Annotated in this window: 15 protein-coding genes and 3 pseudogenes; 13 read left to right on the forward strand and 5 right to left on the reverse strand. The window is 69.6% G+C overall.

What is annotated here, in order from left to right:
• The first annotated feature begins 213 nt into the window (after positions 1–213).
• On the forward strand, positions 214–4,191 hold the full coding sequence (gene eccCa / locus ACP4J0_RS33400; RefSeq protein WP_426602454.1) for a type VII secretion protein EccCa: 3,978 nt from the start codon (positions 214–216) through the stop codon (positions 4,189–4,191).
• A gap of 104 nt (positions 4,192–4,295) precedes the next feature.
• Here eccCa and ACP4J0_RS33405 read toward each other — a convergent pair whose 3' ends face one another.
• A complete protein-coding gene (locus ACP4J0_RS33405; RefSeq protein WP_426602455.1) occupies positions 4,296–5,537 on the reverse strand; it encodes a S8 family serine peptidase in 1,242 nt (413 codons plus the stop codon).
• A gap of 230 nt (positions 5,538–5,767) precedes the next feature.
• On the opposite strand from ACP4J0_RS33405, the gene ACP4J0_RS33410 reads away from it, so the two are divergent.
• The 4 genes from ACP4J0_RS33410 to ACP4J0_RS33425 all read left to right on the forward strand — a co-directional run bounded on the left by ACP4J0_RS33410 (position 5,768) and on the right by ACP4J0_RS33425 (position 11,653).
• Positions 5,768–9,088 carry a right-handed parallel beta-helix repeat-containing protein gene (locus ACP4J0_RS33410; protein WP_426602456.1) on the forward strand — a complete coding sequence of 1,107 codons (3,321 nt, stop codon included), beginning with the start codon at positions 5,768–5,770 and terminating at the stop codon, positions 9,086–9,088.
• 439 nt (positions 9,089–9,527) lie between these two features.
• Positions 9,528–10,115 (forward strand): sigma-70 family RNA polymerase sigma factor, encoded by a 588-nt coding sequence (locus tag ACP4J0_RS33415; RefSeq protein WP_426602457.1) that lies wholly within the window; start codon positions 9,528–9,530, stop codon positions 10,113–10,115.
• Between the two features lie 46 nt (positions 10,116–10,161).
• Entirely contained in the window at positions 10,162–10,416 is a 255-nt protein-coding gene (locus tag ACP4J0_RS33420; RefSeq protein ID WP_426602458.1) for a hypothetical protein, read from the forward strand.
• 244 nt (positions 10,417–10,660) lie between these two features.
• Positions 10,661–11,653, forward strand: coding sequence for a sugar-binding transcriptional regulator (locus ACP4J0_RS33425; protein ID WP_426602459.1), 993 nt, complete (start codon positions 10,661–10,663; stop codon positions 11,651–11,653).
• 51 nt (positions 11,654–11,704) lie between these two features.
• Here the strand turns inward: ACP4J0_RS33425 and ACP4J0_RS33430 are convergent.
• Positions 11,705–12,286 (reverse strand): annotated as a pseudogene (locus ACP4J0_RS33430) (RNA-guided endonuclease TnpB family protein); the annotation flags it as partial.
• Between the two features lie 509 nt (positions 12,287–12,795).
• Here ACP4J0_RS33430 and ACP4J0_RS33435 point away from each other — a divergent pair.
• Positions 12,796–13,431: a transposase gene (locus tag ACP4J0_RS33435; RefSeq protein ID WP_426602470.1), complete on the forward strand. Its 636-nt coding sequence runs from the start codon at positions 12,796–12,798 to the stop codon at positions 13,429–13,431.
• 100 nt (positions 13,432–13,531) lie between these two features.
• On the opposite strand, the gene ACP4J0_RS33440 is transcribed toward ACP4J0_RS33435, so the two are convergent.
• Positions 13,532–14,830: a ricin-type beta-trefoil lectin domain protein gene (locus ACP4J0_RS33440; RefSeq protein WP_426602460.1), complete on the reverse strand. Its 1,299-nt coding sequence runs from the start codon at positions 14,828–14,830 to the stop codon at positions 13,532–13,534.
• Positions 14,831–15,140: 310 nt separating this feature from the next.
• Between ACP4J0_RS33440 and ACP4J0_RS33445 the strand changes: the two are divergent.
• Positions 15,141–15,336: pseudogene (locus ACP4J0_RS33445) on the forward strand (transposase); the annotation flags it as partial.
• 295 nt (positions 15,337–15,631) lie between these two features.
• Entirely contained in the window at positions 15,632–16,315 is a 684-nt protein-coding gene (locus ACP4J0_RS33450) for a response regulator (RefSeq protein WP_426602461.1), read from the forward strand.
• 130 nt (positions 16,316–16,445) lie between these two features.
• Here ACP4J0_RS33450 and ACP4J0_RS33455 read toward each other — a convergent pair.
• Positions 16,446–16,711, reverse strand: a pseudogene (locus ACP4J0_RS33455) (transposase); the annotation flags it as partial.
• 283 nt (positions 16,712–16,994) lie between these two features.
• Here ACP4J0_RS33455 and ACP4J0_RS33460 point away from each other — a divergent pair.
• The 5 genes from ACP4J0_RS33460 (at position 16,995) to ACP4J0_RS33480 (ending at position 22,680) form a co-directional block, all read left to right on the forward strand.
• Positions 16,995–17,342, forward strand: coding sequence for a beta/gamma crystallin domain-containing protein (locus tag ACP4J0_RS33460; protein ID WP_426602462.1), 348 nt, complete (start codon positions 16,995–16,997; stop codon positions 17,340–17,342).
• Between the two features lie 663 nt (positions 17,343–18,005).
• Positions 18,006–18,149 carry a hypothetical protein gene (locus ACP4J0_RS33465; RefSeq protein WP_426602473.1) on the forward strand — a complete coding sequence of 48 codons (144 nt, stop codon included), beginning with the start codon at positions 18,006–18,008 and terminating at the stop codon, positions 18,147–18,149.
• A 326-nt stretch (positions 18,150–18,475) separates the two neighbouring features.
• Positions 18,476–19,252 carry an MBL fold metallo-hydrolase gene (locus tag ACP4J0_RS33470; protein ID WP_426602463.1) on the forward strand — a complete coding sequence of 259 codons (777 nt, stop codon included), beginning with the start codon at positions 18,476–18,478 and terminating at the stop codon, positions 19,250–19,252.
• Positions 19,253–20,333: 1,081 nt separating this feature from the next.
• Complete coding sequence (locus ACP4J0_RS33475; protein ID WP_426602464.1) at positions 20,334–21,485, forward strand: ParB/RepB/Spo0J family partition protein; 1,152 nt, start codon at positions 20,334–20,336, stop codon at positions 21,483–21,485.
• A gap of 298 nt (positions 21,486–21,783) precedes the next feature.
• Positions 21,784–22,680, forward strand: a complete 897-nt coding sequence (locus ACP4J0_RS33480) for a ParA family protein (RefSeq protein WP_426602465.1) — start codon at positions 21,784–21,786, stop codon at positions 22,678–22,680.
• Between the two features lie 116 nt (positions 22,681–22,796).
• Here ACP4J0_RS33480 and ACP4J0_RS33485 read toward each other — a convergent pair whose 3' ends face one another.
• Positions 22,797–22,994 carry a helix-turn-helix domain-containing protein gene (locus tag ACP4J0_RS33485; protein ID WP_426602471.1) on the reverse strand — a complete coding sequence of 66 codons (198 nt, stop codon included), beginning with the start codon at positions 22,992–22,994 and terminating at the stop codon, positions 22,797–22,799.
• Positions 22,995–23,073: the final 79 nt, after the last annotated feature.

Consider the following 23,073-nt stretch of genomic DNA (forward strand, 5'->3'; position numbering starts at 1 on the left):
AAGCGAAGACTTCCCTTTTACCTACCCGGGGGCGGGCGGGTGGATTTTTCCTTATCGTATTGCCCATCATTCCGAAGGGCGAAATCCGGGGAACAGATCGAAACGATATCCCTCCCCTCACCCGGCCGCCGGGCGGGGTTGATCGCCTGCCCCTGTGGCCCAGAGTCCACCGAATACCACGATCTTGCGAGAAGAGGCCCGTTTCCGTTGAACATGATCCTGTTCCGTAGGCCGGCTCGGCGGCGCGGCCCGGAGATGCCGTCCGGAGAGCTGAGCCTCCAGGAACCGCCGACGCTCCCGGAAGTGACACCCGACTCCTCCGCGGTGTGGACCTACCTGCCGATGGCCCTGATGTCGGTGTCGATGATGCTCATGCTGATGCGGCCGGGCATGGGCCGTTCCAGCGGTGGCTTCATCTACCTGGCGTTGGGTCTGATGGTGGTGGCCTCCGCGGCGATGATGCTGGGTCAGGTCATGCGCCGCAACGCCGAGCGCAAGCAGCAGCTGAAGGGCGAGCGCCGCGACTACCTGCGCTACCTGGCCCAGGTGCGGCGCAAGGTGCGCACGGCCATCGCCGACCAGCAGAAGGCCCTGGCCTGGCGGCACCCCCATCCCCACGCGCTGGAGTGCCTGGTGCGCACCACTCGGCTGTGGGAACGCCGTGCCACCGACGAGGACTTCGGCGAAGTCCGCATGGGTGTGGGCGACCAGCGCATGGCGCTGCAGCTGACCCCGCTGTCCACCAAGCCGGTGGAGGACCTGGAACCGCTGAGCGCGCATGCGCTGCGCAGTTTCACGCGTGCCTACTCGACGGTCCCCGACCAGCCCATCGCGATCTATCTGCGGGCCTGGTCCAAGATTCTCTTCCGCGGCGAGGCCGAGTCGGTGCGTGCCCAGGTGCGCGCTCTGCTGGCCCAACTGGCCGTGTTCCACTCTCCCGAGGACGTGTGGATCGCGCTGTGCGTGGCCGACGAGCGGCGCAGTGAGTGGGAGTGGGCCAAGTGGCTGCCGCACAGCCTGCACCGGCACGAGCAGGACGGCGCCGGCCCGGTACGGATGATCGTCTCGGCCTTCGGCGAGCTGGAGAACCTGCTGGGCGCGGAGTTCACCGAGCGGCCGGCGGCCGATCCCGATGCCCAGGCGGGCCGGGAGGAACCCTTCACGGTCGTCGTCGTCGACGGTGTCACCGTCCCCGCCGGCCACCGTTTCGACACCACGGGTTTCCGCAACGCGGTGGTGCTCGACGTGGGCGAGGCGCTGACCTGGCGGCCGGGGCGTACCACCCTGCGGCTGGAGGTCGCCGACGGCAAGGTGGCGCTGGTGCGCACCGACCGGGAACGCAAGGAGCAGACCACGGTGCTGGGTGCCCCCGACGCCATGGGGCCGGTCACCGCCGGCGCTCTGGCCCGGATGCTGGCCCCCTACCGGATGAACACCGCGGGGGTGGACGCCGCCCAGCCGCTGTCCAGTGACGTTCAACTCACTCAGTTGCTGGGAATCCCGGACCTGCACCGGCACGATCCGACGGTGCTGTGGGAGCGGTACACCGGCAGTGCGCGGCTGCGGGTGCCCATAGCGATCAGTGCCGAGGGGGTCCCGGTAGAGCTGGACATCAAGGAGTCCGCGCAGGGCGGCACCGGCCCGCACGGCATGCTCATCGGCGCCACCGGCTCCGGCAAGAGCGAGCTGCTGCGCACCTTGGTGCTGGGCCTGGCGCTGACCAACTCCTCCGAGACGCTGAACTTCGTCCTGGTCGACTTCAAGGGCGGCGCGACCTTCCTGGGTCTGGACGAGCTGCCCCACACCTCGGCGGTCATCACCAACCTCGCCGACGAGGTCGCCATGGTGGCGCGCATGCAGGACGCGCTGCACGGCGAGCTGATCCGCCGCCAGGAGCTGCTGCGCGCGGCCGGGAACCACACCTCCGCCCTGGAGTACGAGAAGGCCCGCGCCGCCGGCGCCCCCCTCCAGCCGCTGCCCAGCCTGTTCGTCGTCGTCGACGAGTTCAGCGAACTGCTCGCCTCGCACCGCGACTTCATGGAGCTGTTCGTGATGATCGGCCGCCTGGGCCGGTCCCTGGGCGTCCATCTGCTGCTGGCCTCCCAGCGCCTGGACGAAGGCCGCATCCACCAGCTGGAGGGCCACCTTTCCTACCGCATCGGCCTGCGCACCTTCTCCGCCATGGAGAGCCGCGGCGTCCTGGGCGTCCCCGACGCCTACGAACTGCCCCCGCAGCCGGGCAGCGGCTACCTCAAGAGCGGCGTGGACGCCCTGACCCGCTTCCGCGCCGCCTACGTCTCCGGCCCCTACAAGCGGCGCCGGGACCGGGCCGCGGCCCAGGTGGCCAGTCAGGTGGTGCCCTGGAGCTCCGGCTGGGTGGTGCCGCGCGCCCCCGCCGACGCCCCGGAGCCGGACGAGCTGGACACCGACCCGCAACACGAGGAGCCCGAGGAGTCACTGCTGTCGGTGGCGCTGGAGCGGCTGCGCGGTTCGGGCCCGCCCGCCCACCAGGTGTGGCTGCCGCCTCTGCAGGCCCCGCCCACCCTCGATCAGATCCTGCCCCCGCTTGCCCCCGACCCCCGTCTGGGCCTGACCACCGTCGGCTGGCACCTGCGGGGACGGCTGAGGGTCCCCGTGGGCGTCGTCGACAAGCCCTTCGAGCAGCTGCGCGACCTGCTGACCGTGGACCTGTCCGGGGCCGGCGGCCACGTCGCCATCGCCGGTGGCCCGCAGAGCGGCAAGAGCACCATGGTGCGCACCATGATCACCGCCCTGGCCCTGACCCACACTCCGCGCGAGGTGCAGTTCTACTGCCTGGACTTCGGCGGCGGCACCCTGGTCGGGCTGGCGGGTCTGCCGCACGTGGCCGGGGTCGCCTCACGGGTGGACACCGAGCGGGTGAACCGCACCATCGCCGAGGTCACCTCGCTGCTCACCCGGCGCGAGAAGTTCTTCCTCGACCACAGCATCGACTCCATAGCCACCTACCGCCGCCGCCGGGCCGAGGGGGAGTTCGCCGACGAGCCGCACGGCGACATCTTCCTGGTCATCGACGGCTGGTCCACCGTCCGCCAAGAACTGGACCGGCAGCTGCCCACGTTCAACGCGCTGGCCGCCCGCGGCCTGAACTACGGCATCCACCTGATCGTCACCACCGCCCGCTGGGTGGAGCTGTCGGCCGCGGTGCGCGACCAGTCCGGCACCAAGCTGGAGCTGCGCATGGGAGACCCCATGGACTCCCAGGTCAGCTCCCGCAACGCCTCCTCCGTCCCGCGCCTGCCCGGCCGCGGCCTGACCTCCGACAAACTCCACTACCTCACCGCCCTCCCCCGCATCGACGGCATCGAGAGCGCCGAGGACCTCGCCGAGGGCATCGAGACGCTGACCGCCGCCGTCACCGAGAGCTGGACGGGCCCGGTCGCCCCGCCGGTGCGGCTGCTGCCCGCCACCCTGCCCGCCTCCGACCTGCCGGCCCCCGCCGAGGGCGACCACAACCTGCGCCTGCCCATCGGCCTGGAGGAGAACGCCCTCTCCCCCGTCTGGCACGACTTCGCCGAGACCCCCCACCTGCTCATGGTCGGCGACACCGAGTGCGGCAAGACCAACCTGCTGCGCGTGATCGCCAAGGGCATCACCGACCACTACACACCGGATCAGGCCCGCATCATGACCGTCGACTACCGCCGGGAGCTGGTGGAGGCCGTCCCCGAGGAGTACCGCCTGGGCCACGCGGTGTCCATGGACGCGCTCAAGGAGTTCGTCGACGGCGCCGCCCGCGCCATCCGGCAGCGCATCCCCGGCGAGGACATCCCCCCCGCCCGCATGCGGCTGTGCGACTGGTGGCAGGGGCCGCGGCTGTTCATCCTGGTCGACGACTACGACATGATCGGCACCGGTCCGGCCACCCAGCCCTTCGCCCCGCTGTACGACCACCTCGCCCTCGGCCACGAGGTCGGCCTGCACATGATCGTCGCCCGCTCCGCGGCCGGCGCCGGGCGCGGTCTGAACGATCCGCTGCTGCGCCGCATGCAGGAGGCCAACACCCCCGCCCTGCTGATGTCCTGCCCGCCCAGCGAGGGCTACCTGTTCGGCAACGTCAAGGGACGCGAGCTGATCCCCGGCCGGGCGCTGCGCATCGTCCGCCGCAAGAGCGTGCAGATCCAGACGCCGCTGCTGGAGGAGAGCGCGTGACGGAAAGCCTCGTACGCGGGTCCCGCCGGGCGGACGGCCGCCCGGCGGCGAGCCCGGCCGGGCGACGCGCGCTACCGGGAGCGGGGAAGTCCGGGCGCCGCTCGCTACCGGGAGCCGGGAAGGCCGGGAGGCGTCCAGCGACGGGCCCGGCCCCGCGGGAGCACCACCGCCAGGGCGGCGAGCACCGCGACCAGTCCCGCCGAGACGGCGGCGACGGTCAGCGCGGTGGTACGCGGACCGGAGCCGACCGGGGACTGCACCCGCGCGACGGGCGGGACGGCCTGCTCCCCCATCCTCCCGGTGGTCAGGGACAGCGCCGCGTAGGGATCGAGCCGCTTGGGGTTCGCCGGGTAGGCGGTGGCCATCAGTCGCTGAGCGACCTGCCGCGCGCTCAACTCGGGACGGCGCTCGTGCACCAGTGCCGCGGCCCCCGCGACGCCGGCGGCCGCCAACGACGCGCCGGAGGCGATGTAGTGGCCCTTTCCGCCGGGTCCGGCGCTGACCATCGACACTCCCGGCGCCGCCATGTCGGGGTCGTGGGCGGGCGGAGCGTCGCGCTGCCGCAGCCCGTCGGGGCCGAACTCCACCACCGACAGCACACCGGGCACGGCCGCCGGCCAGTACGGCCCGCGCGGGGGCTGCCCGTCCGCGTCCAGTTCCTCGCGCGGTACGGCGTCCGGGGCGGCCGGGGCCACCACCAGGGCGTCCTTGCGCACGGCGTGTTCGACCGCGGCGGTCAGCTCCGCGCGGCCGTGGCGCAGCGTGTGGCCGACGTAGATGACGTCCGCGCCGCGGTCGGCGGCGTCCCGGATGCCGGCGGCAATCAACCGCGCGGAGGGCACGCCTCGGTCGTCGGTGCCCTTCAGGGCGAGGATGTCCGCCTCGGGGGCCATCCCGGTGATCGCGCTGTCGGGGCGTACGGCGCCGGCGATGAGGGCCGCGGCGAAGCTGCCGTGTCCCACGCAGTCCTCGGCGGCCGCGCCTTCGGCCGTCACCCGGTCCGCCAGGCCAGGTATCCCGGGGGCGACGCCGGTGTCGACGACCGCCACCGTCACGCCCCGTCCGGCCGCCAGCCGATGGGCACGGGAAAGACCGAGGACCGGGGCGGACCAGACGGCACCCGTGGCCGTCCGCGTCGAGGGCCCGGTGCACGGTTTTCCCTCTCCCAACCGCACGGGCAGCGGGGGGAGCATCGTCACCTCCCCCGCTCCGGAGGTCTGCTGGGACCCGCCGGTATCGGGCGAGGGCTCGGCCCGCGCCACCGGCGCGGTTCCGGCAGTGACCACCACGGCCGCGGCCAGAACGGCGGCCAGTGTTGGTGTGCGTTTGGCGGGAGTCCTGGGCATGGCGTGCATGATAAGCACACAGTCCTGCCGCCCACCGGTGGCCACGGCTCCCTTCGGAACGGGCGCTTGGATACGGCATACTCCGTTTCCAGCGGTCATCGGGCCTGCCCCGCACGGCGTCGCCCGCCCACCCACCCCCCTTGCTACCGACTCTCCCACGCACTCCCTCTTCGCACCCGCGCTCCCCGCAGCGGGCGGCAGCGCGACGATCTCCAGGAGGTTCAAGGCCCGTGTCACGGCAGTTGCTGACGGTCGGTACCCAGGCGCCGGGCGCTTTCGCGACCATCGGCGAGGCCCTGGCCCAGGCCCGCACCGGAGCGGTCATCCGCGTCGGCCCCGGCCGCTACCAGGAGAACCTGCAGATCAACACCCGGGTGACACTGGTCGCCGAGGGCTCCCCGGACGAGGTCGAGATCTGCCCGCGCCGAGGCAGCGCGGTCAGTCTGCGGGCCGACGCCGTCATGCTCACCGGGCTGACTCTGCGGGGGCAGGACAAGGACGCTCCGGTGGTGGACGTCTTCGCCGGACAAGTGGCCCTGGACGGCTGCACCGTCAACGGCGCCGGCTGGACCGCGCTGTTGACCCGCGGCTCCGGCTCCCTGGCCGCCCGGGGCTGCCGCATCACCAACCCCGGCGGGGCCGGAATCGTGGACACTTCCGAGTCGCCCAGCATCATCGAAGGCTGCCTCTTCGAGAACTTCGGCACCTCGGCGGTGGTCATCGGTGAGCAGAGCCGGCCCACCGTACGCGAGTGCCGGATGCGCGGTGCCCGCGGCAACGGCGTGCTGGCCAACGGCGAGTCCGCCGGCGTGGTGGAGGACTGCGACATCTCCGGCAGCGACAAGCCCGCCCTCGCCCTGGAGGGTCACAGCTCCACCCGGGTGGTGCGCACCACCGTCCACGACACCGCCATCGGCCTGCTGGTCACCAGCGTCGCCCGGCCCGAGGTGGAAGACACCGTCTTCGAGGCGATCTCCACCAACGCCATCGTCATCACTGGCGGTTCCGACCCGTATCTGCGCCGCTGCACCACCCGCCGTACCCAGCACAGCGGCCTGGTGGTGATGGACCGCTCCCGGGGGACCCTGGAGGAGTGCGCCTTCCACGACGCGCGCAACGAACCGGCCATCCGCGTCACCGAGGGCAGCTCCCCCCTGCTGCGCAACACGACGGTGCGCGACTGCGGCCACGAGGGCGGCGCCGTCGTCGTCGAGCAGGACTCGGTGGCCGAGTTCGACCAGCTCACCGTGACCGGCGCGGCCGGCACGGGCGTCGTCATTCGTTCCTCGGCCGACCCGCTGCTGCGGCACGCCCGTGTCACCGGCAGCGGTGGCCACGGCATCGACGTCAGCGATGGCGGACGCGGACGTGTCGAGTACTGCGAGATCGACAGCGCCGGCGGGGCCGCCGTGCGCATCAGCGACGACGCCCGCCCCCGGATCAGCGACAGTCTGCTGCGTTCCCCCGCCGGGGCAGGCGCGGTCTTCGACAAGGGTGCCCTCGGCGAGATGCGCGACTGCCACCTCACCGGCAGCGGCGAGGCCGGGGTCGCCCTCCACGACGAGGCCGACGCCATCCTGGTGCGGCTGCGGGTGGAGGACGCCGGCGCCCACGGCATACACCTGCTGCACGGCTCCCGCGCCGAGATCTCCCACTGCACCGTCACCGGCGCCCGCGGCGACGGCGTCCGCGTCGACACGGACCGGGCCACCGCCGTCACCGACTGCGCCGTCCGCGACAACCGAGGCGCCGGAATCCGGCAGACCCGGCCCGGCGACCACGTCACCGTCGAGAATCTCGCCAGCGGTGAGAACGGTGCCGAGAACGCCTGGGGCGAGGACGCCGCCGTCGGCGCCCCCGGCTCCGCGCCCGGGGACGGAGGCGGCCCCGCGGGCCCCCTGGAGGAACTGGAGTCCCTGATCGGCCTGGAGAACGTCAAGCACCAGGTCCGCACGCTGGTCAACCTCAACCAGCTCGCCGAGCGCCGGCGCCGGCTGGGCATGCCGGTGGCGTCGATGAGCCGGCACCTGATCTTCGCCGGTCCGCCCGGCACCGGCAAGACCACCGTCGCCCGGTTGTACGGCGCCATCCTGGCGGAGCTGGGTGTGCTGCGCGACGGTCACCTGGTGGAGGTCTCCCGCGCCGACCTGGTCGCCCAGGTCATCGGCGGCACCGCCATCAAGACCACCGAGGCGTTCACCAGCGCGCTGGGCGGGGTGCTGTTCATCGACGAGGCCTACACCCTGACCCCCGAGGGCGCGGCCTCCAACGACTTCGGCCGCGAGGCCGTGGAGACCCTCCTCAAGCTCATGGAGGACCACCGCGACGACGTGGTGGTGGTGGCGGCGGGCTACTCCGAGCAGATGCAGTCCTTCCTGTCCGCCAACCCCGGTATGGCCTCCCGCTTCACCCGCACCATCGAGTTCGCCAACTACTCGGTGGAAGACCTGGTCACCATCACCGAGAGCATGTGCGCCCGCCACCAGTACGACCTGGGTCCGGACACCCGTGAGGCGTTGGCCGCGCACTTCGAGCACATGACGCGGGACGCGACCTTCGGCAACGGCCGCGCCGCGCGCGGGATGTTCGAGGAGATGATCGACCGCCAGGCGTTCCGGCTCGCCGCCATGAGCGACCCCGGCGAGGAGGACCTGACGCTGCTGCTGCCGCAGGACGTCAGTGACGCCGCGGCTTCGGTCGTGAGCGGCGGCTCCGGTGGCACGGACGAGGCCGGCCCCCTGGAGCGACTGGAGACGATGGTGGGCCTGGGGGCGGTCAAGCGCGAGGTCACCGACCTGGTCAGCCTGTTGTCCACGGCCCGGCAGCGGGCCGCGGCGGGACTGCCCACGCCGAAACTCAGCAACCACCTGGTCTTCACCGGTCCGCCCGGCACCGGCAAGACCACCATCGCCCGGCTCTACGCCGAGCTGCTGCACTCCCTGGGCGTACTGCGCTCGGACCGCTTGGTGGAAGTGGCCCGCGCCGACCTGGTGGGCCAGTACATCGGCCACACCGCCCAGCTCACCAAGGAGGTCTTCACCAGCGCGCTGGGCGGGGTGCTGTTCATCGACGAGGCCTACACCCTCACCCCCGAGGGCGCGGCCTCCAACGACTTCGGCCGCGAGGCCGTGGACACCCTCCTCAAGCTCATGGAGGACCACCGCGACGACGTGGTAGTCATCGTCGCCGGGTACACCGGCGAGATGAAGCGGTTCATGGCCTCCAACCCCGGACTGGCCTCGCGGTTCTCCCGGACCGTGGAGTTCGAGGACTACAGCACCGACGAGCTGGTCACCATCGTCGAGCGCCATGCGGAGTCTTCCGGTTACGAGTGCACGCCCGCTACCCTGGCCGCGCTGCGCACCCATGTGGACGCCATTCCGCGGGACCGCTCCTTTGGCAACGCCCGCCTGGCCCGGCGACTGCTGGAGAACATGATGACCCGTCAGGCGCGGCGTCTGACCGCCCTGGACCTGCCCAGCGTCGCCGACCTCAAGACGCTGCTCCCCCAGGATCTGCCGGGCGTGCCCGCACACGCGCCGGACCAGTAGCACTTCGTTACGTAGAGTGATCTCGCCTGGTGATGGTCATTCCACTCGTATGAGGCCGGGGGGTGGAACGGCTCCGGGGTGAGTCGTCGAAGTTCGTTGCCGACGTGTACGGGTCGTTGCCGCGGCGGGGCCCCGGTCGCCGACCCGGTGCGGTGGGCGAGATGCGCCGGCGGATCGAGCACGACTCCCTCTACCAGGTCCTCGACGTTCTTCAGGACCTGCTGAGGTGCTGGGCCGGCGCCTGCACCACCTGCGGACACCCCCTCCCCCGCCATCGGATCAGCCGCGGACAGCGCAGAACCCAACGAAGCACTACTGGCTCGAAAGCAAGACAACTACAAGGTTTAGCCAAGCCCTTCCGCCAAGTGTTGCCGCATGCTGCCGCCCCTGGGGCGGCAGCCACGCCACAGTTCCACCGGAAGACGATTGGTCACCACCCATGAACGGCACTTTGGAGGCAGGGACCGCCACTCCCGCCTCAGGCCGAGCGCCCACTCCCCCCGCGCACTCCTCACCGCACGACAGCGGCGACACGTTCGTCCTGATGATCTACGAGCGGTACGGTCCCCAGCTTCTGCGGTACGCCGCGCGGATGCTGGAAGGAGACTGGCACAAGGCGGAGGACATACTCCAGGAGACGGCCGCCCGGGCCTGGAAGAACGCCCACTATCTGGGGGGCCGCGACGAACTCGTCCGGCCGTGGCTGTTCACCGTGGCCAGGAATCTCCTCATCGACCATCACCGCTCCCGGCGGCTGCGACCGCTCGACCTGGTACCGGTCGAGGAGTTCGACACCCCCTGCGAGAACCTGGAGAACCTGCTCACCTTCCATGTGGTGCTGGAGGCGCTGCAGGAGTTGACGGAACAGCAGAGGACCATCATCAGGCTGATGTACTACCTGGAGTGCAGTGTGGCCCAGGCGGCCGAGCACCTCGGTATCCCGCCCGGCACCGTCAAGAGCCGCGCCTTCTATGCCCTGCGGGCCCTGCGAAAGGCATTGGAGGAGCGAGGTGTGGTCGGCACGTGACGGCGCGGCGGTGCCGGGCCCATCGGCTGGTCACCGCCTTCCCCTTGTGTCCATCGAAGCCGACGCCGAAGGAATGGCTGTGCACTGCGAGCGCACCCGAGAAGAACTGGCCGTCCAGGCCCTGACCGCGGGCCGACACGGAGAACTGGACGGCTGCAGTACTGAGCACCTCGACCACTGCACGGACTGCGCGACCGAGCAGAGTCTGTTCGCTCAGGTGACTCAGGTGCTCTCCTCACTGGGGCCACACGTGTTCGACGGCATCCCCGAACCCGGCCCCCGCAGACACCGGATGCGGTGAGCCGCCTACCGCCCCTGGCCGTAGTAGGACATGGGGGCAACAGGACGAACCCTGGCGGACTCGCGGCGGACTTGGCTCCATGACGCCGCGTCCCACGGGAGCGTCCCCACAGACCGCCACGGGCGGGATCATCCCCCGGCCGCCCGTGGCACGGCCCCGGCGGCACCTGGCAGCCGCCGGGGCCGCTTCATCGGCCTCCGGACCTGACCGCCCGGGGACCAGATCGAGAGAAGGCGAGTGAACTGTGAGGGCGGCGGATGTGGAGGACGCGGCGGAGGACTCCTACGCTGAGTCACTGCTCGCGGCCATCATCGCCAAGCGCTTCTATCTGGAGAACGCCTCGAAGGTGGACATCGCGCAGGAGATGGGTCTGAGTCGCTTCAAGGTGGCCAGACTGCTGGAGTTGGCCGTCAACCGCGGTCTCGTCCGGATCGACATCACCTTCCCGGTCGCCATCGACGAAGAGCTGTCCGGATCGCTCGCCAGGCGCTACGGGCTCAGACACGCCGTCGTCGTCGATCCACGCCAAGATGACCGAGGCGGTCCGGAGCCGTTCACCCAACTGCTCGCTCCGCCGGCCGCCCGGCTCGTGACGGACCTGCTGCACGAGGAAGACGTGCTGGGACTGGCCTGGGGTCGCGCGGTCACCGCCGTCAGCAGGGCGTTCACCCGGCTGCCGCCCTGCTCGGTGGTCCAGCTCACCGGCGTGGACCCGCAGCGACCCATCACCGACGAGTCCGTCCGGGCCGTCAGTCTGGCCGCCTCCCTGTCCGACGGCGCCGCCCATCCCCTGTACGCGCCACTGGTACTGCCCAACGCCCTGACCTCGGCCGTACTGCGAAGCCAACCCACCATTGCCGAGACGCTGAACCGGCTCGGCACACTGACCACCGCTGTGCTGGCGGTCGGCGCCTGGGGGCCCGGACTGTCGACCGTGCACGACGCCCTGTCGGAACCGGAGCAGCGCCACCACGCCGAGCTGGGCGTGGTCGCCGAGATGGCCTCACTGCTGTTCGACGCCGACGGCACGCCGATCCTTACCGATCTGAGAGATCGGATGATCGCGGTGGACGCCGAGCAGCTGCGCCGCACACCGGAGATCATTGCCGTCGCGGGTGGCCGGGACAAGGCGCGTGCCGTGCGAGCGGTGCTCAGGTCTGGCCTGCTCACCGGCATCGTCACCGACGCCGCCACGGCTCGCGCCGCGCTGGCCCCGGCCCCCGGCACCGGCCGCTGAGCGGCCCCCTGAACACGGTGCGCATGTGCCGCTGTAACCGGGCCACGCCTCCGGCAGCGGCTGGAGCTGGGCGGGGACGACGAACGAGCAGTACCAGTGCCCGAGACCGTCCTGGTACACGCGCACCGACGACGGCTCACCCGGCATCGCGCGACCACACCACCGACATGACGATGCCGCCCGCCAGGCGCAGCCGGCCGGCCCTCAGCCGGAACTCGCGCTTCGTGTAATACAGGGTCGGCAGCGACTCACGCCTGGTCTTCCACTTCGGCATCCCGGCCCGGCGCGCCACAGGCAGGCGCTCCGCGATGTCCCGCTGCGCCTTGGCGCGGGAGCGGCCGAAATCGCGGATGACCTGCTGCTGGGGAACCGAGGAGCCTCCCGCAGCCACGGTGTCCGGGCGCGGGCCCCGGTCAGCATCCTGTCGAGCTGGGCCGGGCCGCACGTGGCGTTCTCACCGGTCGCCCTGTTGCGCAGGTGCACGGCGGCCCTCGACTTGGCGACGCACTCGTTCCACACCCAGCGACACCGGCCCCACTCCGCCACCAGAGAAGCGCGAGCCGCGGACGACACCCGCAACCGGTACGTACACCGGGCCTGCCCGACCCCCATACCTGCCCCCACCTGCGCCATCCCGCCCCCCTTCACGGCCGCGGCCAGGACACCGTGCCGCCCCGAACCCCGCGAAGGGCCATACGTACGACAGCCGCGCACACACCCGCCGAACCCGCAACCACCACCCCGACCAGCGACCACAGGCACACGCGTTCGCATCACCTCGCGGTCATGATGGCAGCGGCACGAGAGCTCCCCGCCCGGAACCGGACGCGGCGACGCTTCGCGCCGCACCATCCGGATGCGATTACTCCCCGGCGTGAACGCCGGAGCCTCCTCGCAAGAATCAGGTGACCTCTTTCCTTTTGGTTGTCTCCACTCGTGAACCGGCGTTCCGAATTCCTCGTAGAAATCGGTGACGCCCGGTATACAAGGATCCTCACCGGTCGTCTGCCCTGCTGGCTGTTGTGGCGGCAGCCAGCAGGGCGGCCGGGGCGTCCCTCCGCCCCACCAGCCTCCGCTCCGGGCCAGTCATGCCAGGAACTCGGTGACCGCCGGGGCGTGCTCACGGCAGGCGGCCGGCGGTCATCGCGCTCTCCCACGGTCTCGATGGCGTTCCGTTCCGCAAGCGCGGGACCGTGTCGGCCGGGGTCGCTCGGCAGTACTGCGGGACGTTGGGCAAGCGGGCGAGCTGCCAGGTCGCGGTCAGTGTGCCCGCAGCCATCGGCACTGCCTCGTGCCCGCTGATGTGGGAGTTGTTCCTGCCCGAGGAGTGGGCTCACGGCGACGGGTGGCGCCGACGGGTAAGGGTGGGGCCCGGCGAGGTCGGGCATGTGTCCAAGACGCGTCCGGCACTGGGTCTGCTGGACCGAACGGCCGAGCAGGGCCTGACCGTGCCGGTGATCGTCGCCGATACCGGCTACGGCCGCAGCGTCTCCTTCTGGCTCGCTCTGGAGGAACGCGGTTGGTCATACGTCATGGCAGTGGACACCGAGGAGATCGCCCGCCCGGCCGTGACCGAGCCGGCTCAGCCCGAGTACGGCGGGCTGGGTCCGCCCACCGCGCCCCGCTACCGCGAACCGGCCAAGTCGCTGACCGCGCTCATCGACCCCGGCACCCGCTTCGAGCCGGTCACCTGGCGTCAGGGCAGCGAAGGCACGGTGACCTCGCAGTTCGTCGTGCTCGAAGGGGTGCGGCCCTCGGACGCGGCGCCACCGCGCTGAGGCGGCTCGAGAAGGTGTTCGCATGGGTCGCGTGTGGTGCCGGTACCAGCCCAACCGTGCTGCCGTGCCTGCCCTGAGAGCATTATCCAGTGATCACCCGTCAGCAGCCACTGAGCTGCGGTGCTCGCCACCTGTACTTGGCCGGCTTGTCAACCCTGTCCCGGGTGACGGCGCTGGCCGCCCCGCCGTCCCAGCCCGTGACGTACGTGCCGTAGGCCTTGCTGATCACGTTGACAGTGCAGTCGGCCGAAGGAAGCCGCCACACCTGACCGGCATCCTTGACGGTGCAGCTGGACAGATACAGCTTCCTGCCGTCGGTGTCGAGGCACCGGTTGGCCCCAACGTGCTTGAGCAGCCAAGTGTCGGACGTAACGGAGTACCGCTGCCACCTGGCGCCACCACAGGAACCTTGGACCACGGTGCGCGATGCCTGATGCGCCAGGCACTTGCCGGTGTGTTGGTTCGTCAGCTGGTGCGAGCCCTTTTCCCAGACTCGGATCGACTCTGACCGCAGCCGGGAGGTGCCGTTCCCCGTGGTCCGGGTCTCGTTCTGCGAGCCCTTTCGCTGAGATTCGGCGCCCTTCGGGTTCGACCGGCCGGGGGCACCATTGACGGCACCGGTGTCGTCCGCGCTGCCGCCCTTCCCCGTAAGCGAGTCGGTCTCCGTCAGTCCGTTCGGCCCGGTAGCGGCACCCTGCTGCCCGCTCTTCGGTCTGTCCGCGCCCGGCTCCTTCGAAGCGGACTTGTCCACGCTGCTCTTCCCGGCCGAGGCGGCCTCGTCGGGTGACGGCTGGGCCATGAAGTTCCCCACTTCGCCGCTGGCCCCGCTCTCTCCCGCCAGCAGAGTGTCCCCGGACGCGCCGGTCGTGCTCTCCTTCCGCTCGTCGTCGCCCATACCTGCGAGCAGCAGCGGAACGGTGATCAGTACCACTCCGGCCAATGCCGCCGCGGCCAGCATCGGCTTCTTGGGTCGCCCGAAGTCGTTCTGCCCGTCCGTGTCACCGGTCGCTCGGGGGGGCTGCGGACTGCCCACCGCGGTGGCGTCTGCGGCGGATCCGGAGAACGCCGTCGTATCGACACGCGTACCACCGGTGGTGGCCGCAGGCGCCTCGGCCGACGCAACGGCCTCGTCTGCCCCGGAGGAAGGTTCGGCCGAATCGGCGCGGGTCAGACGGCGCCAGCCGCCAATCCGGGACGCCGTCCGCGTCCGCCGCTCCGGTTCGCCGCCTTCCTCACTGGACGTCTCCTCCTGATTGGCGGCCGCTGTGTCCGTCGCGCCGGTGCCGGCGCGCGAATCGGACGCGGTGGCACCCTCGGAGCCCCGGCGCCAGGCTTTGAGGCGGCCGAGCTGTTCGTCAAGATTTCCCGCCACAGCGGGAAGTGCGACCGCCTGACGCACGGCCGGCCGGTGGTCACCGTCCGACCGTGCGGGCGAGTCGACCCCGAAGACGGTCTGGCTGGTGCTTCCGCCAGGTTCGCGCCCCGTGGGCGACGATGTGCTGTTCACTCTTCCTCCTGCGTGGTCGAAGTGAGCTGACGGGAAGGCCACGGTCGCCCTGTCCCCCCGTCTTCTTCTACGCGGGCGCGAGAGTTTGGTTCATTTACCGGCTGATCCGCCCGGTGTTCCCGAGCACGGATCTGTCAAGGAAAATGACGACGGCCTGGGTGCGTGAGCGTCACCGAGGCAGTACAGCCGCGCCGGCAGGCCCGTGACGGTGCCGGCCGAATGGCCCGAAGACGCCGAAACACCCACCGACTACTGGCTGTCCAGCCTTCCCGCCGACGACACCCCGCCGGCCGAAGTGGTCCGCCTGGCCAAGATCCGCTGGCGCATCGAACACGACTACCGCGAACTCGAGCACGGCCTCGGCCCTGGACCACTTCGAAGGCCGTTCCTGGACCGGGCCGCCCCGTAGCCGACACCTGTGCTACGGCAAGCTCGCTGCTCACTCAAGCGTGGCGACAGCGGCAGCGTGGCGACGGCTCCCCCGCCGAGGCGGCGGAGCTCCAGGAACGTGGCGCAGGCACGGAGGCGTTCCTGGCTCCCCGATGCTATGGCGACCCTGCCGCTCATGGATGATGGACGCGCACGCTCTAGAGCCGCCCCCCACCACACACACCTGGTGCTCCGCCCTGAGAAGGCAAGCCACCAGCCCCGCTTCTCCCCGGGCAGCCGCACAGCACCAAGGAAGCCTGCCGCATGAAATCCGTCCGTGTCCTGCTGGTCGACGACCAGCAAATGATCCGTACCGGTTTCCGGCTCATCCTGGAGTCGGAGCCGGGCATCACCATCGTCGGTGAGGCGCCCGACGGCGCCATCGCAGTTGCGCAGACCCTGGCGCTCCACCCGGACGTTGTCCTGATGGATGTCCGAATGCCCGGCATGGACGGCGTCGAGGCTACTCGACGCATCGTGGAGTCGGGCTCGACGTCCCGAGTCATCATGCTGACCACCTTCGACCTGGACCGCCACATCCTGGATGCCCTGAGGGCCGGAGCCAGCGGCTTCCTGGTCAAGGACGGTCCGGCGGATTCTTTGATGGAGGCCGTACGCTCGGTGGCCGCAGGCGATGCCATCCTGTCTCCGCGCGTCACACGTCGGCTGCTGGACCGCTTCGCCCGCCTCTCCCGGCCGAACGCCGCTCTCGTACCCACAAGGCTGGATCACCTCACGGCTCGCGAAGTCGACGTATTGCGCGCGCTGAGCAGAGGGCTGTCCAACGAGGAGATCGGCCGAGAACTGAACGTCAGCAGAAGCACGGTCAAAACGCACATCGCACACATCTTGGAGAAGTGTCACTTGCGCGACCGCGTGCAGGCCGTCATTTTTGCCTACGACACCGGCTTGGCCGTCCCCGCCAGCGATACCGACACTGTGCACTGACAACCCGCTCCCCCAGGAGCCTACTCGCATGACGCTTTGTCACTGCTTCACGGGGCTCCTGGCAGAACCTCTCCATAACGCCGCACCGCGCCCGCACCTGGGGCCGACGCGGACGCGCACCCCCGTCACCCAGGTCCTCGGCGTAGCCGCGGTCGGCCAGCAGTGCGTCGGGGCGTCTGCGGGGTCTGCCGGCCTGGCCCGCGACGGCGGGGATCTTGTCGAGCAGTGGCTCGAGTGGGGTGACGCCGCCCGCGGTTTCCGCCGGTCAGCGACACCGCGAGCGGGATGCCCTGTCCGTCGACGATGAGGCGGTGCTTGCTGCCCGTCCGTGCGCGGTCGACCGGGCTCGGCCCGCTTTGGGCCCCGTCGGGCAGCCCGCACGTGCGAGGGGTCGATCACTTCCTGCGCTGGTCGGGCCGGGTGCCCCCGTTGTCCCTTTTTCGCGGTCCTGCGGTGGGGCCGCCGGCCCGGCATGACTGTGCCCCTGTCGGGCCCCGCGTGCTCGCCCGTCCCATCCACCTGGGTGCGGCCCTCACGGTCCCAGACGAACGACCGTCAAGATGAATCAAGATTTGCGGAGATGGAGTGAACCAGCTGGTTGGAGGGCTCGTTGACAGTGATGCGAGTCGAGGTTGCCCTCCACTCACACAGCAGAACGCACACTTCACCAGGAGTAAGAATGAGACGCTCACTCACGCGAATCATCGTCGGAGCCGTCGCCACGGGAGTTGCGGCGGTCGCCCTGCCGATGAGCTCGGCGGTGGCCCTCAACGGCACGCCGTGCAGCACGAAGGCCGGCCCGAGGACCGACATCGTCAAGATCACGTACAACAGGGGCGCCAGCACCACTTGTCTCGCCAACGCCGGCCTCATAGAGAGGCACTTCCCCAACGTGACGCGGATCAGCTCGGGAAACAACAAGATCCGGTTCGTGTCCAACGGACGCACCTACAGCATGGGCAAGTGGCAGAAGAAGAGCATCGTGGACGGCACTCCGCAGCGCATCACCCGGCTGCGCATTCTCTGAGTGGACCTGCTCGGCATCCTCGCTGCGAAGATGCGCTGATGTCGGCGAACGGATCGCCGACTCAAGACTCTGCAAAGCAATAACAACTTGCGAAGAGAACGTGTGAGGGCACAACTCCTGTCCCTTTCACACGGGGAACGTCCGCCTCAAGAGCAGTAGGCGGACCGCCGCAAGGTGTTCAGCAGGCTGAGCTGTCGACTGCCCTTGTAGGGCACGGTCTCAGGCCGAGTCCTACAAGGGACTTTCCTGGACCGTGTCCTATGAGGTGAGGCGGACGAGCCCGATGCACACCGGTCCCCGTTCCGCACGCGTGGTCCCTTGGCCGCGGCCGACCTCCCCCGCTCCGGTTCCACCCGCCGCCCGCTACCCCGCCTCGCACCAGCGAACCCCCGCCGTTCGGTGGGAGGGGCTCTGCTGTGCTGGAACCTCGCCGTCGGCATGACCACCACCGCCGCCGCCGTCGACCTACTCGTTACACCACAGGCACTGTCGTGGCGCGCCCTCTGGCCGCTGCCCTGGTACCTCGCCTTCGCCTCCGCCCCGATATGGGCTGCTCCCTCCTCGGACACCGCAGTCCGATCGCTTATGAGACAGCGTCCGCATCAACATCGATCACGCTGGCACCAACCGCACAACCCGCGTCCAGGGTCCGAGATCGAAGCCGTGTTCCGGGACAACCTCAACACCCGCCTGGCCGCCGGGCTGAAGCGGTACGAGGCCGAGCACGACTGGCTCGCCACCGTCCGTCTCGTCGACGCCTGCCTCACCGCGACCAGGCTGTCCCTGAGTACACCGGCCCCGCCCTGAAAGCATCAGTAACCACACGACCGTCCTGATGAAGTGCTGGCCATTCCGCAGCCGGCCGAACCTGACCGCGCGGGCGGACGTAGAAACGAGTAGCGGTACGGAAGGAGGTGCTGTGCTGATGGACGAGACGCTCATTCAGCGGCAGGGACCGGCAGCAGCCCCTTCCTTGCTGAGCAGGAGGGTCACTCTTGCTGGTCACCAGGTACGAGGTGTCTGTGAGTGTCTGTGATCGCGCAGGCCGTCGCCCTGGGCTGTCTACAGTCCGCCGACCTGTGGCCCAGGGAGCCCGCCTCCCCGACACGAAGAACCGACGACAACGAGGACTCATGCGCGCGGACATCCGTCAAGTCGCCCCCGGCACCTACCTGGTGCACGGCAGCAACACCAACTGGATCATCCTGACCGACAGCGGCGAGGCCACCCTGATCGACACCGGATACCCTGGCGACCGCGCCTTTCTGCTGGAGTCGCTGACCGCGGTGGGTAGTTCTCCGGAGCGGGTGGCGGCCGTACTGCTGACCCACGCCCACAACGACCACCTGGGCTCGGCCGAGTACCTGCGCACGACCTACGGCACTCCCGTCTTCACGCATGAGGCCGAAGTGCCGCACGCCCGACGGGACTTCCTGCACCAGGTGTCTGTGGGCAGGGTGCTGCTCAATGGATGGCGGCCGGGCGTACTGCCGTGGGCCGCGCACACCCTGCGCTCCGGTGGCACTGCCCAGCACCCGGTGGCCGAGCCTCAGCCCTTCCCCACCGCCGGCGCGCTCGACCTGCCCGGCAGGCCGGTGCCGATCCACACGCCCGGCCACACCGAAGGCCACTGTGTCTACCACTTGCCGGACGTCGGAGTGCTTGTCTCCGGGGACGCCCTGGTGACCGGCCACCCCACCTCCCGCCTCCTCGACCCCCAGCTCCTGCCGGATATGTTCCACCATGAACGGGCCCGCGCGGTGGCCTCGCTCGACATTCTCAGGACGCTCGACGGCGACATCCTGCTGCCCGGCCATGGCCCCGCCCATCACGGCTGGATTCCGAAGGCCGCAGAACAGGCGCGGACGCGAGCGCTGGCCCGGCCTCGATCTTTCGTGACGGTCCGCTGACGCAGTTCGGTGGACCGTTCTCGTACCGTGGGCCGAGGCTGTTGCAGGCCGAGGGGGGACTGTAAGACGTTCGATGCATCCTCCCGGTCATGGAATGGAGGATGCATCGAATTGACCAGTGAGAACGTGGCCGAGGACGAGGTCGGCGAGTCGGCAGCGGCTGTGTCGGCGAAGACCGTGGACGATCAGCTGATCGACGAGCTGGAGTCACTGCCCACGGTGATCGAGGTGCTGTGCTCAATCTCCCTCCCCCTTCGGTGTCGACAGCCGCGGCGAGGAACGCCGCACCACGGCCCTCGCGGACGCTCTGCCGATCACTCGGTGGTCCGCAGCACGGCGGACTGCGGGACGGCGGACTGCAGGACGGCCTGACAGGCGGCGCGTTCGGCCCGGGACCGGCGCAGGGCCATGGCATGAGTGGCCTCACTGGTACGGGCCGCCCCGATCGGGGCCGGCTGGTCGTCCGAGGACAGCTCCGGCTCCGGGAACGCCCGCTGCTTCCCCGCCCGGTCGCGGACGACAGCAGTGCCCCCACGACCGCGTGGCAGGCGTAGCGAGGCTCTGATATCGCCGCGAGCGAGGTGGCATCTGCCTGTACCGCCCGGGAACGCCGGCCCGCATCCTGCTCACCGGCTTCACCCACCGATGGTGGGAGCGCGTCACCGACCTGCTGCGCATGACTGCTGCCGGCTCCTGCAAGAACAATCGGACTGGCACCTCGACGAAACGGGCGACGCACACCGCAGTCAGCGCCTTCCCACGGCACCGCAGCTTCATGGTCGACGCGAACCGTGACGCCTTTCACCGCTGACCGCCGGTGCCGAGAGAAGGCGACACGCCTGGTCCAGGCCTGCCACCGGTTTCGGCCTCCCGCTCGTTGCACGGCTCGGCCCTCAGCGTCGTTGTGCGCTGCCTGCTTCCTGTGGAGGGGCGGGCTCCGTTCGTCAGACCAGGCGGGCCCTTGCTTCCAGAGCGGTCAGGTGATTGCGGGGCAATCGCTGGGCCGCGAGACACGACTCAAGTTGTGTGCCGCTAGGCTCAACCGCCGCGTCCGTTTCAGCACGATTCATGCGGAGATGTCATGTCAAAGAAGCCCGGCCTCAGCCGGAATCTCGCCGCGGAGCGAGCAGCACGCAGGGCTGCGACCCAACAAGCACGCCTGGTGCCGCAAGGGCTGCCGACTGTTCACCCGGACCGGCTGATGCCGAGCCCCGAGAACGGTCGAAAGAAGCTTCACAAGATCGATGAGCTCGCCGAGACACTACGCACCGACGGCATGAACACCGCCATGACGGTGCTGCCGCCTGACGTCTACGTCTCGATCTACCCCCAGCACAAGGCGGCCGTGGAGGCTCGGGTGGCTGAGGGCGTCCTCTTCGTCGTGCATCACGGACATCGTCGGCTGGCTGCAGCGAAGTTGGCGGGGCTCACCGAGGTTCCCATCTTGGTACGCAGTGATGTGCCGAGCCTGCGCATCGCTGCCATCCAGGAGAATGTCCAGCGGATGGGTCTCAACCCGATGGAAGAGGCCACCGAGTTCCAGGAGGCTCTCCACGAGAAGGACGAGAGAGGGAAGCAGCTCTCCCAGCGGGAGCTCGCCAAGCGCGTCGGGTGTTCGCAGACTTATGTGTCCCATCGGGTGGCGCTGCTGCGCCTCGTGCCGGCGCTTCAGCAAGCAGTGATCGATCACTGGCTCAAGGAGCAGCAACTGCTTGAGGAGGGGGCGGACACATCGGACGGCCCGGGTCGCTTGAAGCTGCCTGTCCGGGAGGCCGCAACGGTCTATGCACGGCTTCGTCCCGACCTGCAGGACGCCTTTGCGCGGGGCGAGATCTCTGCGGAGCAGGCTGTGGCTGACAGCAAGGTGCCGCCGGCTGAGCAGCAGATCCGCGACGAACCTGCAGAAGACGCTGATTGCGCCGCAACCACCGAGTCCTCGGATGCTGCGAACACCAGCCTCGATCATCTCCCTGAGCAGCGAACCGAATGCGCGGGCGAAGACAGAGAGCGATCGGACCCGCCCCAGGATGCACCACCTCGGGGTCGCGCAGACGACGAACGCTCTGCGACAGGAACCGATGCGCGCACCGAGACCATGACCGCGACCAGCACGGTGACCGAGGACCCGCGAGGCGTCATCGTCGTCAGGACCGTAGAGGACCTCGCTCGGAACATCAGCGAACTCCTGTCCCAGGATGAGATCGAAGAACTCAAGCGGCATCTTTCCGCCTGAGATGGACTCTTGACCAGTCGCCCAGCGCCCGCGCGAAACGGGGTGACTGGTGCGCACGATGAAGAACCCTGTGCCGTCCTCCCGGCCAGGTTGCAGCTGCCATGTCTGACCCGAGAGTCGGTCTCGGCGCTCGTGCGGGCATCCGTGATTGCGCCGCAATCATCCCGGCACCGAGAACGGCAGCCCACACCTCGCGGCGGGCACGCCGCCCCGCTCTCTCATCGGCGTCCCCCTGCCGATGCTCGCACCACACGCCCACCGACACTGATTGCGCCGCAATCACCTGTGGAGGCTCATCATGACTTCACCCACCCCACGCGCCACGCCAGGCAACAAGATCGCGCGAGTCATCTCCCTCACCAACCAGAGCGGCGGCGCAGGAAAGACGACCTCAGGCGTCAACATCGGAGCCTGTGCAGCCCACCTCGGCTACACGACTCTCGTCATCGACGCAGATGCCCAGTGCGATGCCTCTGCAGCACTGGGCTACGACAGTCCCGATGACGTCCAGAACCAGGCCAATCTCTACGACGTCCTCACCGGTGCGGCGAAGATCGAGGAAGCTGTGGTTCCCGCCATGGCGGGCGCCTACGACGACGACAGCGCCAAGCCCATCCCGAACCTGCACGTGGTCTTGGGTTCCAGTGAACTCGAGGAAGCAGAGCAGCTCCTCGCCCCCAAGACAGGCCGTGAATTCTGGCTCAAGAGGCAGATCGACCGCATCCGGGACACCTACGACCTCATCCTGATCGACTGCCCGGGCAACCTCGGTCTCATCGTCGTCAACGCCGTCGTCGCTTCTGACGAGGTGGTCGCCTGCGTCAAGCCGGGCTGGAAAGAGCTGCGGGCCCTCACACGGATGGAGGCGAAGATCGACGACATCCGCGACACCTTCTCCGTCATGGGTGCAGAGGCTGAGCTGTCCCACATCCTCATCGTGGATTGCCCCACGACTCGCAACCAAGGCGCTGTCTATGACGACAGCCAGCGGCAAGCCCGGGACGCCTACGAGGAGCTCGTACTCCCGAGTGTGCGGCGAAGCCCTCGAATCCCGGAAGCCTACGCAGCGCAGAAGGTTCTACGCCTGTACGACCCTGTCACGGAGAACCCGTCCAAGCTCACCGTCGGCAACGCCTCCTCTGCGACCGATGACTACTACCTCGTTACACAGGCTCTGGGCTTCACCAAGCGCTGAAGTGATTGCGGGGCAATCACTCAGGCCCGAGCACGACGAAGACAGCGGTTCCGGCGCGGAACGCAACAGAGGCTCGGCTTCCTGCGCTCCTCATCCTCCGCAGGAAAGCCGGGCCTTCAGCTGTGACGCCGCCCAGATCGGCCGACGGGTTCGGCGGTGGCGCCTTCGCGGTGTTTGCGCAGTTCCCGGTAGAGCGTGGAGCGGCTGACGCCGAGTTCATCGGCGACTTGCTCGGGGATCGCGCCGTCCTTGTTCCGTCGAGCGGCTCCGGCGCGGGTGGTCGCGTTGAGTTTCGCGGGGCGGCCGGTCGGCAGACCGCGAGCTGAGGCCGCTCACCGATCGCCGTGTACAGACGGCTGCTGTCTTCACCCGACACCGCTGCAGGCCATCGAC

The sequence above is a fragment of the Streptomyces sp. WG7 genome (genome assembly GCF_049975785.1).
Lineage (GTDB): Bacteria > Actinomycetota > Actinomycetes > Streptomycetales > Streptomycetaceae > Streptomyces.

Coding starts and splice junctions, on each gene's coding strand:
- eccCa (WP_426602454.1), top strand. CDS start 214: ATGATCCTGTTCCGTAGGCCGGCTCGGCGGCGCGGCCCGGAGATGCCG.
- ACP4J0_RS33405 (WP_426602455.1), bottom strand. CDS start 5,537: ATGCCCAGGACTCCCGCCAAACGCACACCAACACTGGCCGCCGTTCTG.
- ACP4J0_RS33415 (WP_426602457.1), top strand. CDS start 9,528: ATGAACGGCACTTTGGAGGCAGGGACCGCCACTCCCGCCTCAGGCCGA.
- ACP4J0_RS33450 (WP_426602461.1), top strand. CDS start 15,632: ATGAAATCCGTCCGTGTCCTGCTGGTCGACGACCAGCAAATGATCCGT.
- ACP4J0_RS33460 (WP_426602462.1), top strand. CDS start 16,995: ATGAGACGCTCACTCACGCGAATCATCGTCGGAGCCGTCGCCACGGGA.
- ACP4J0_RS33470 (WP_426602463.1), top strand. CDS start 18,476: ATGCGCGCGGACATCCGTCAAGTCGCCCCCGGCACCTACCTGGTGCAC.
- ACP4J0_RS33475 (WP_426602464.1), top strand. CDS start 20,334: ATGTCAAAGAAGCCCGGCCTCAGCCGGAATCTCGCCGCGGAGCGAGCA.
- ACP4J0_RS33480 (WP_426602465.1), top strand. CDS start 21,784: ATGACTTCACCCACCCCACGCGCCACGCCAGGCAACAAGATCGCGCGA.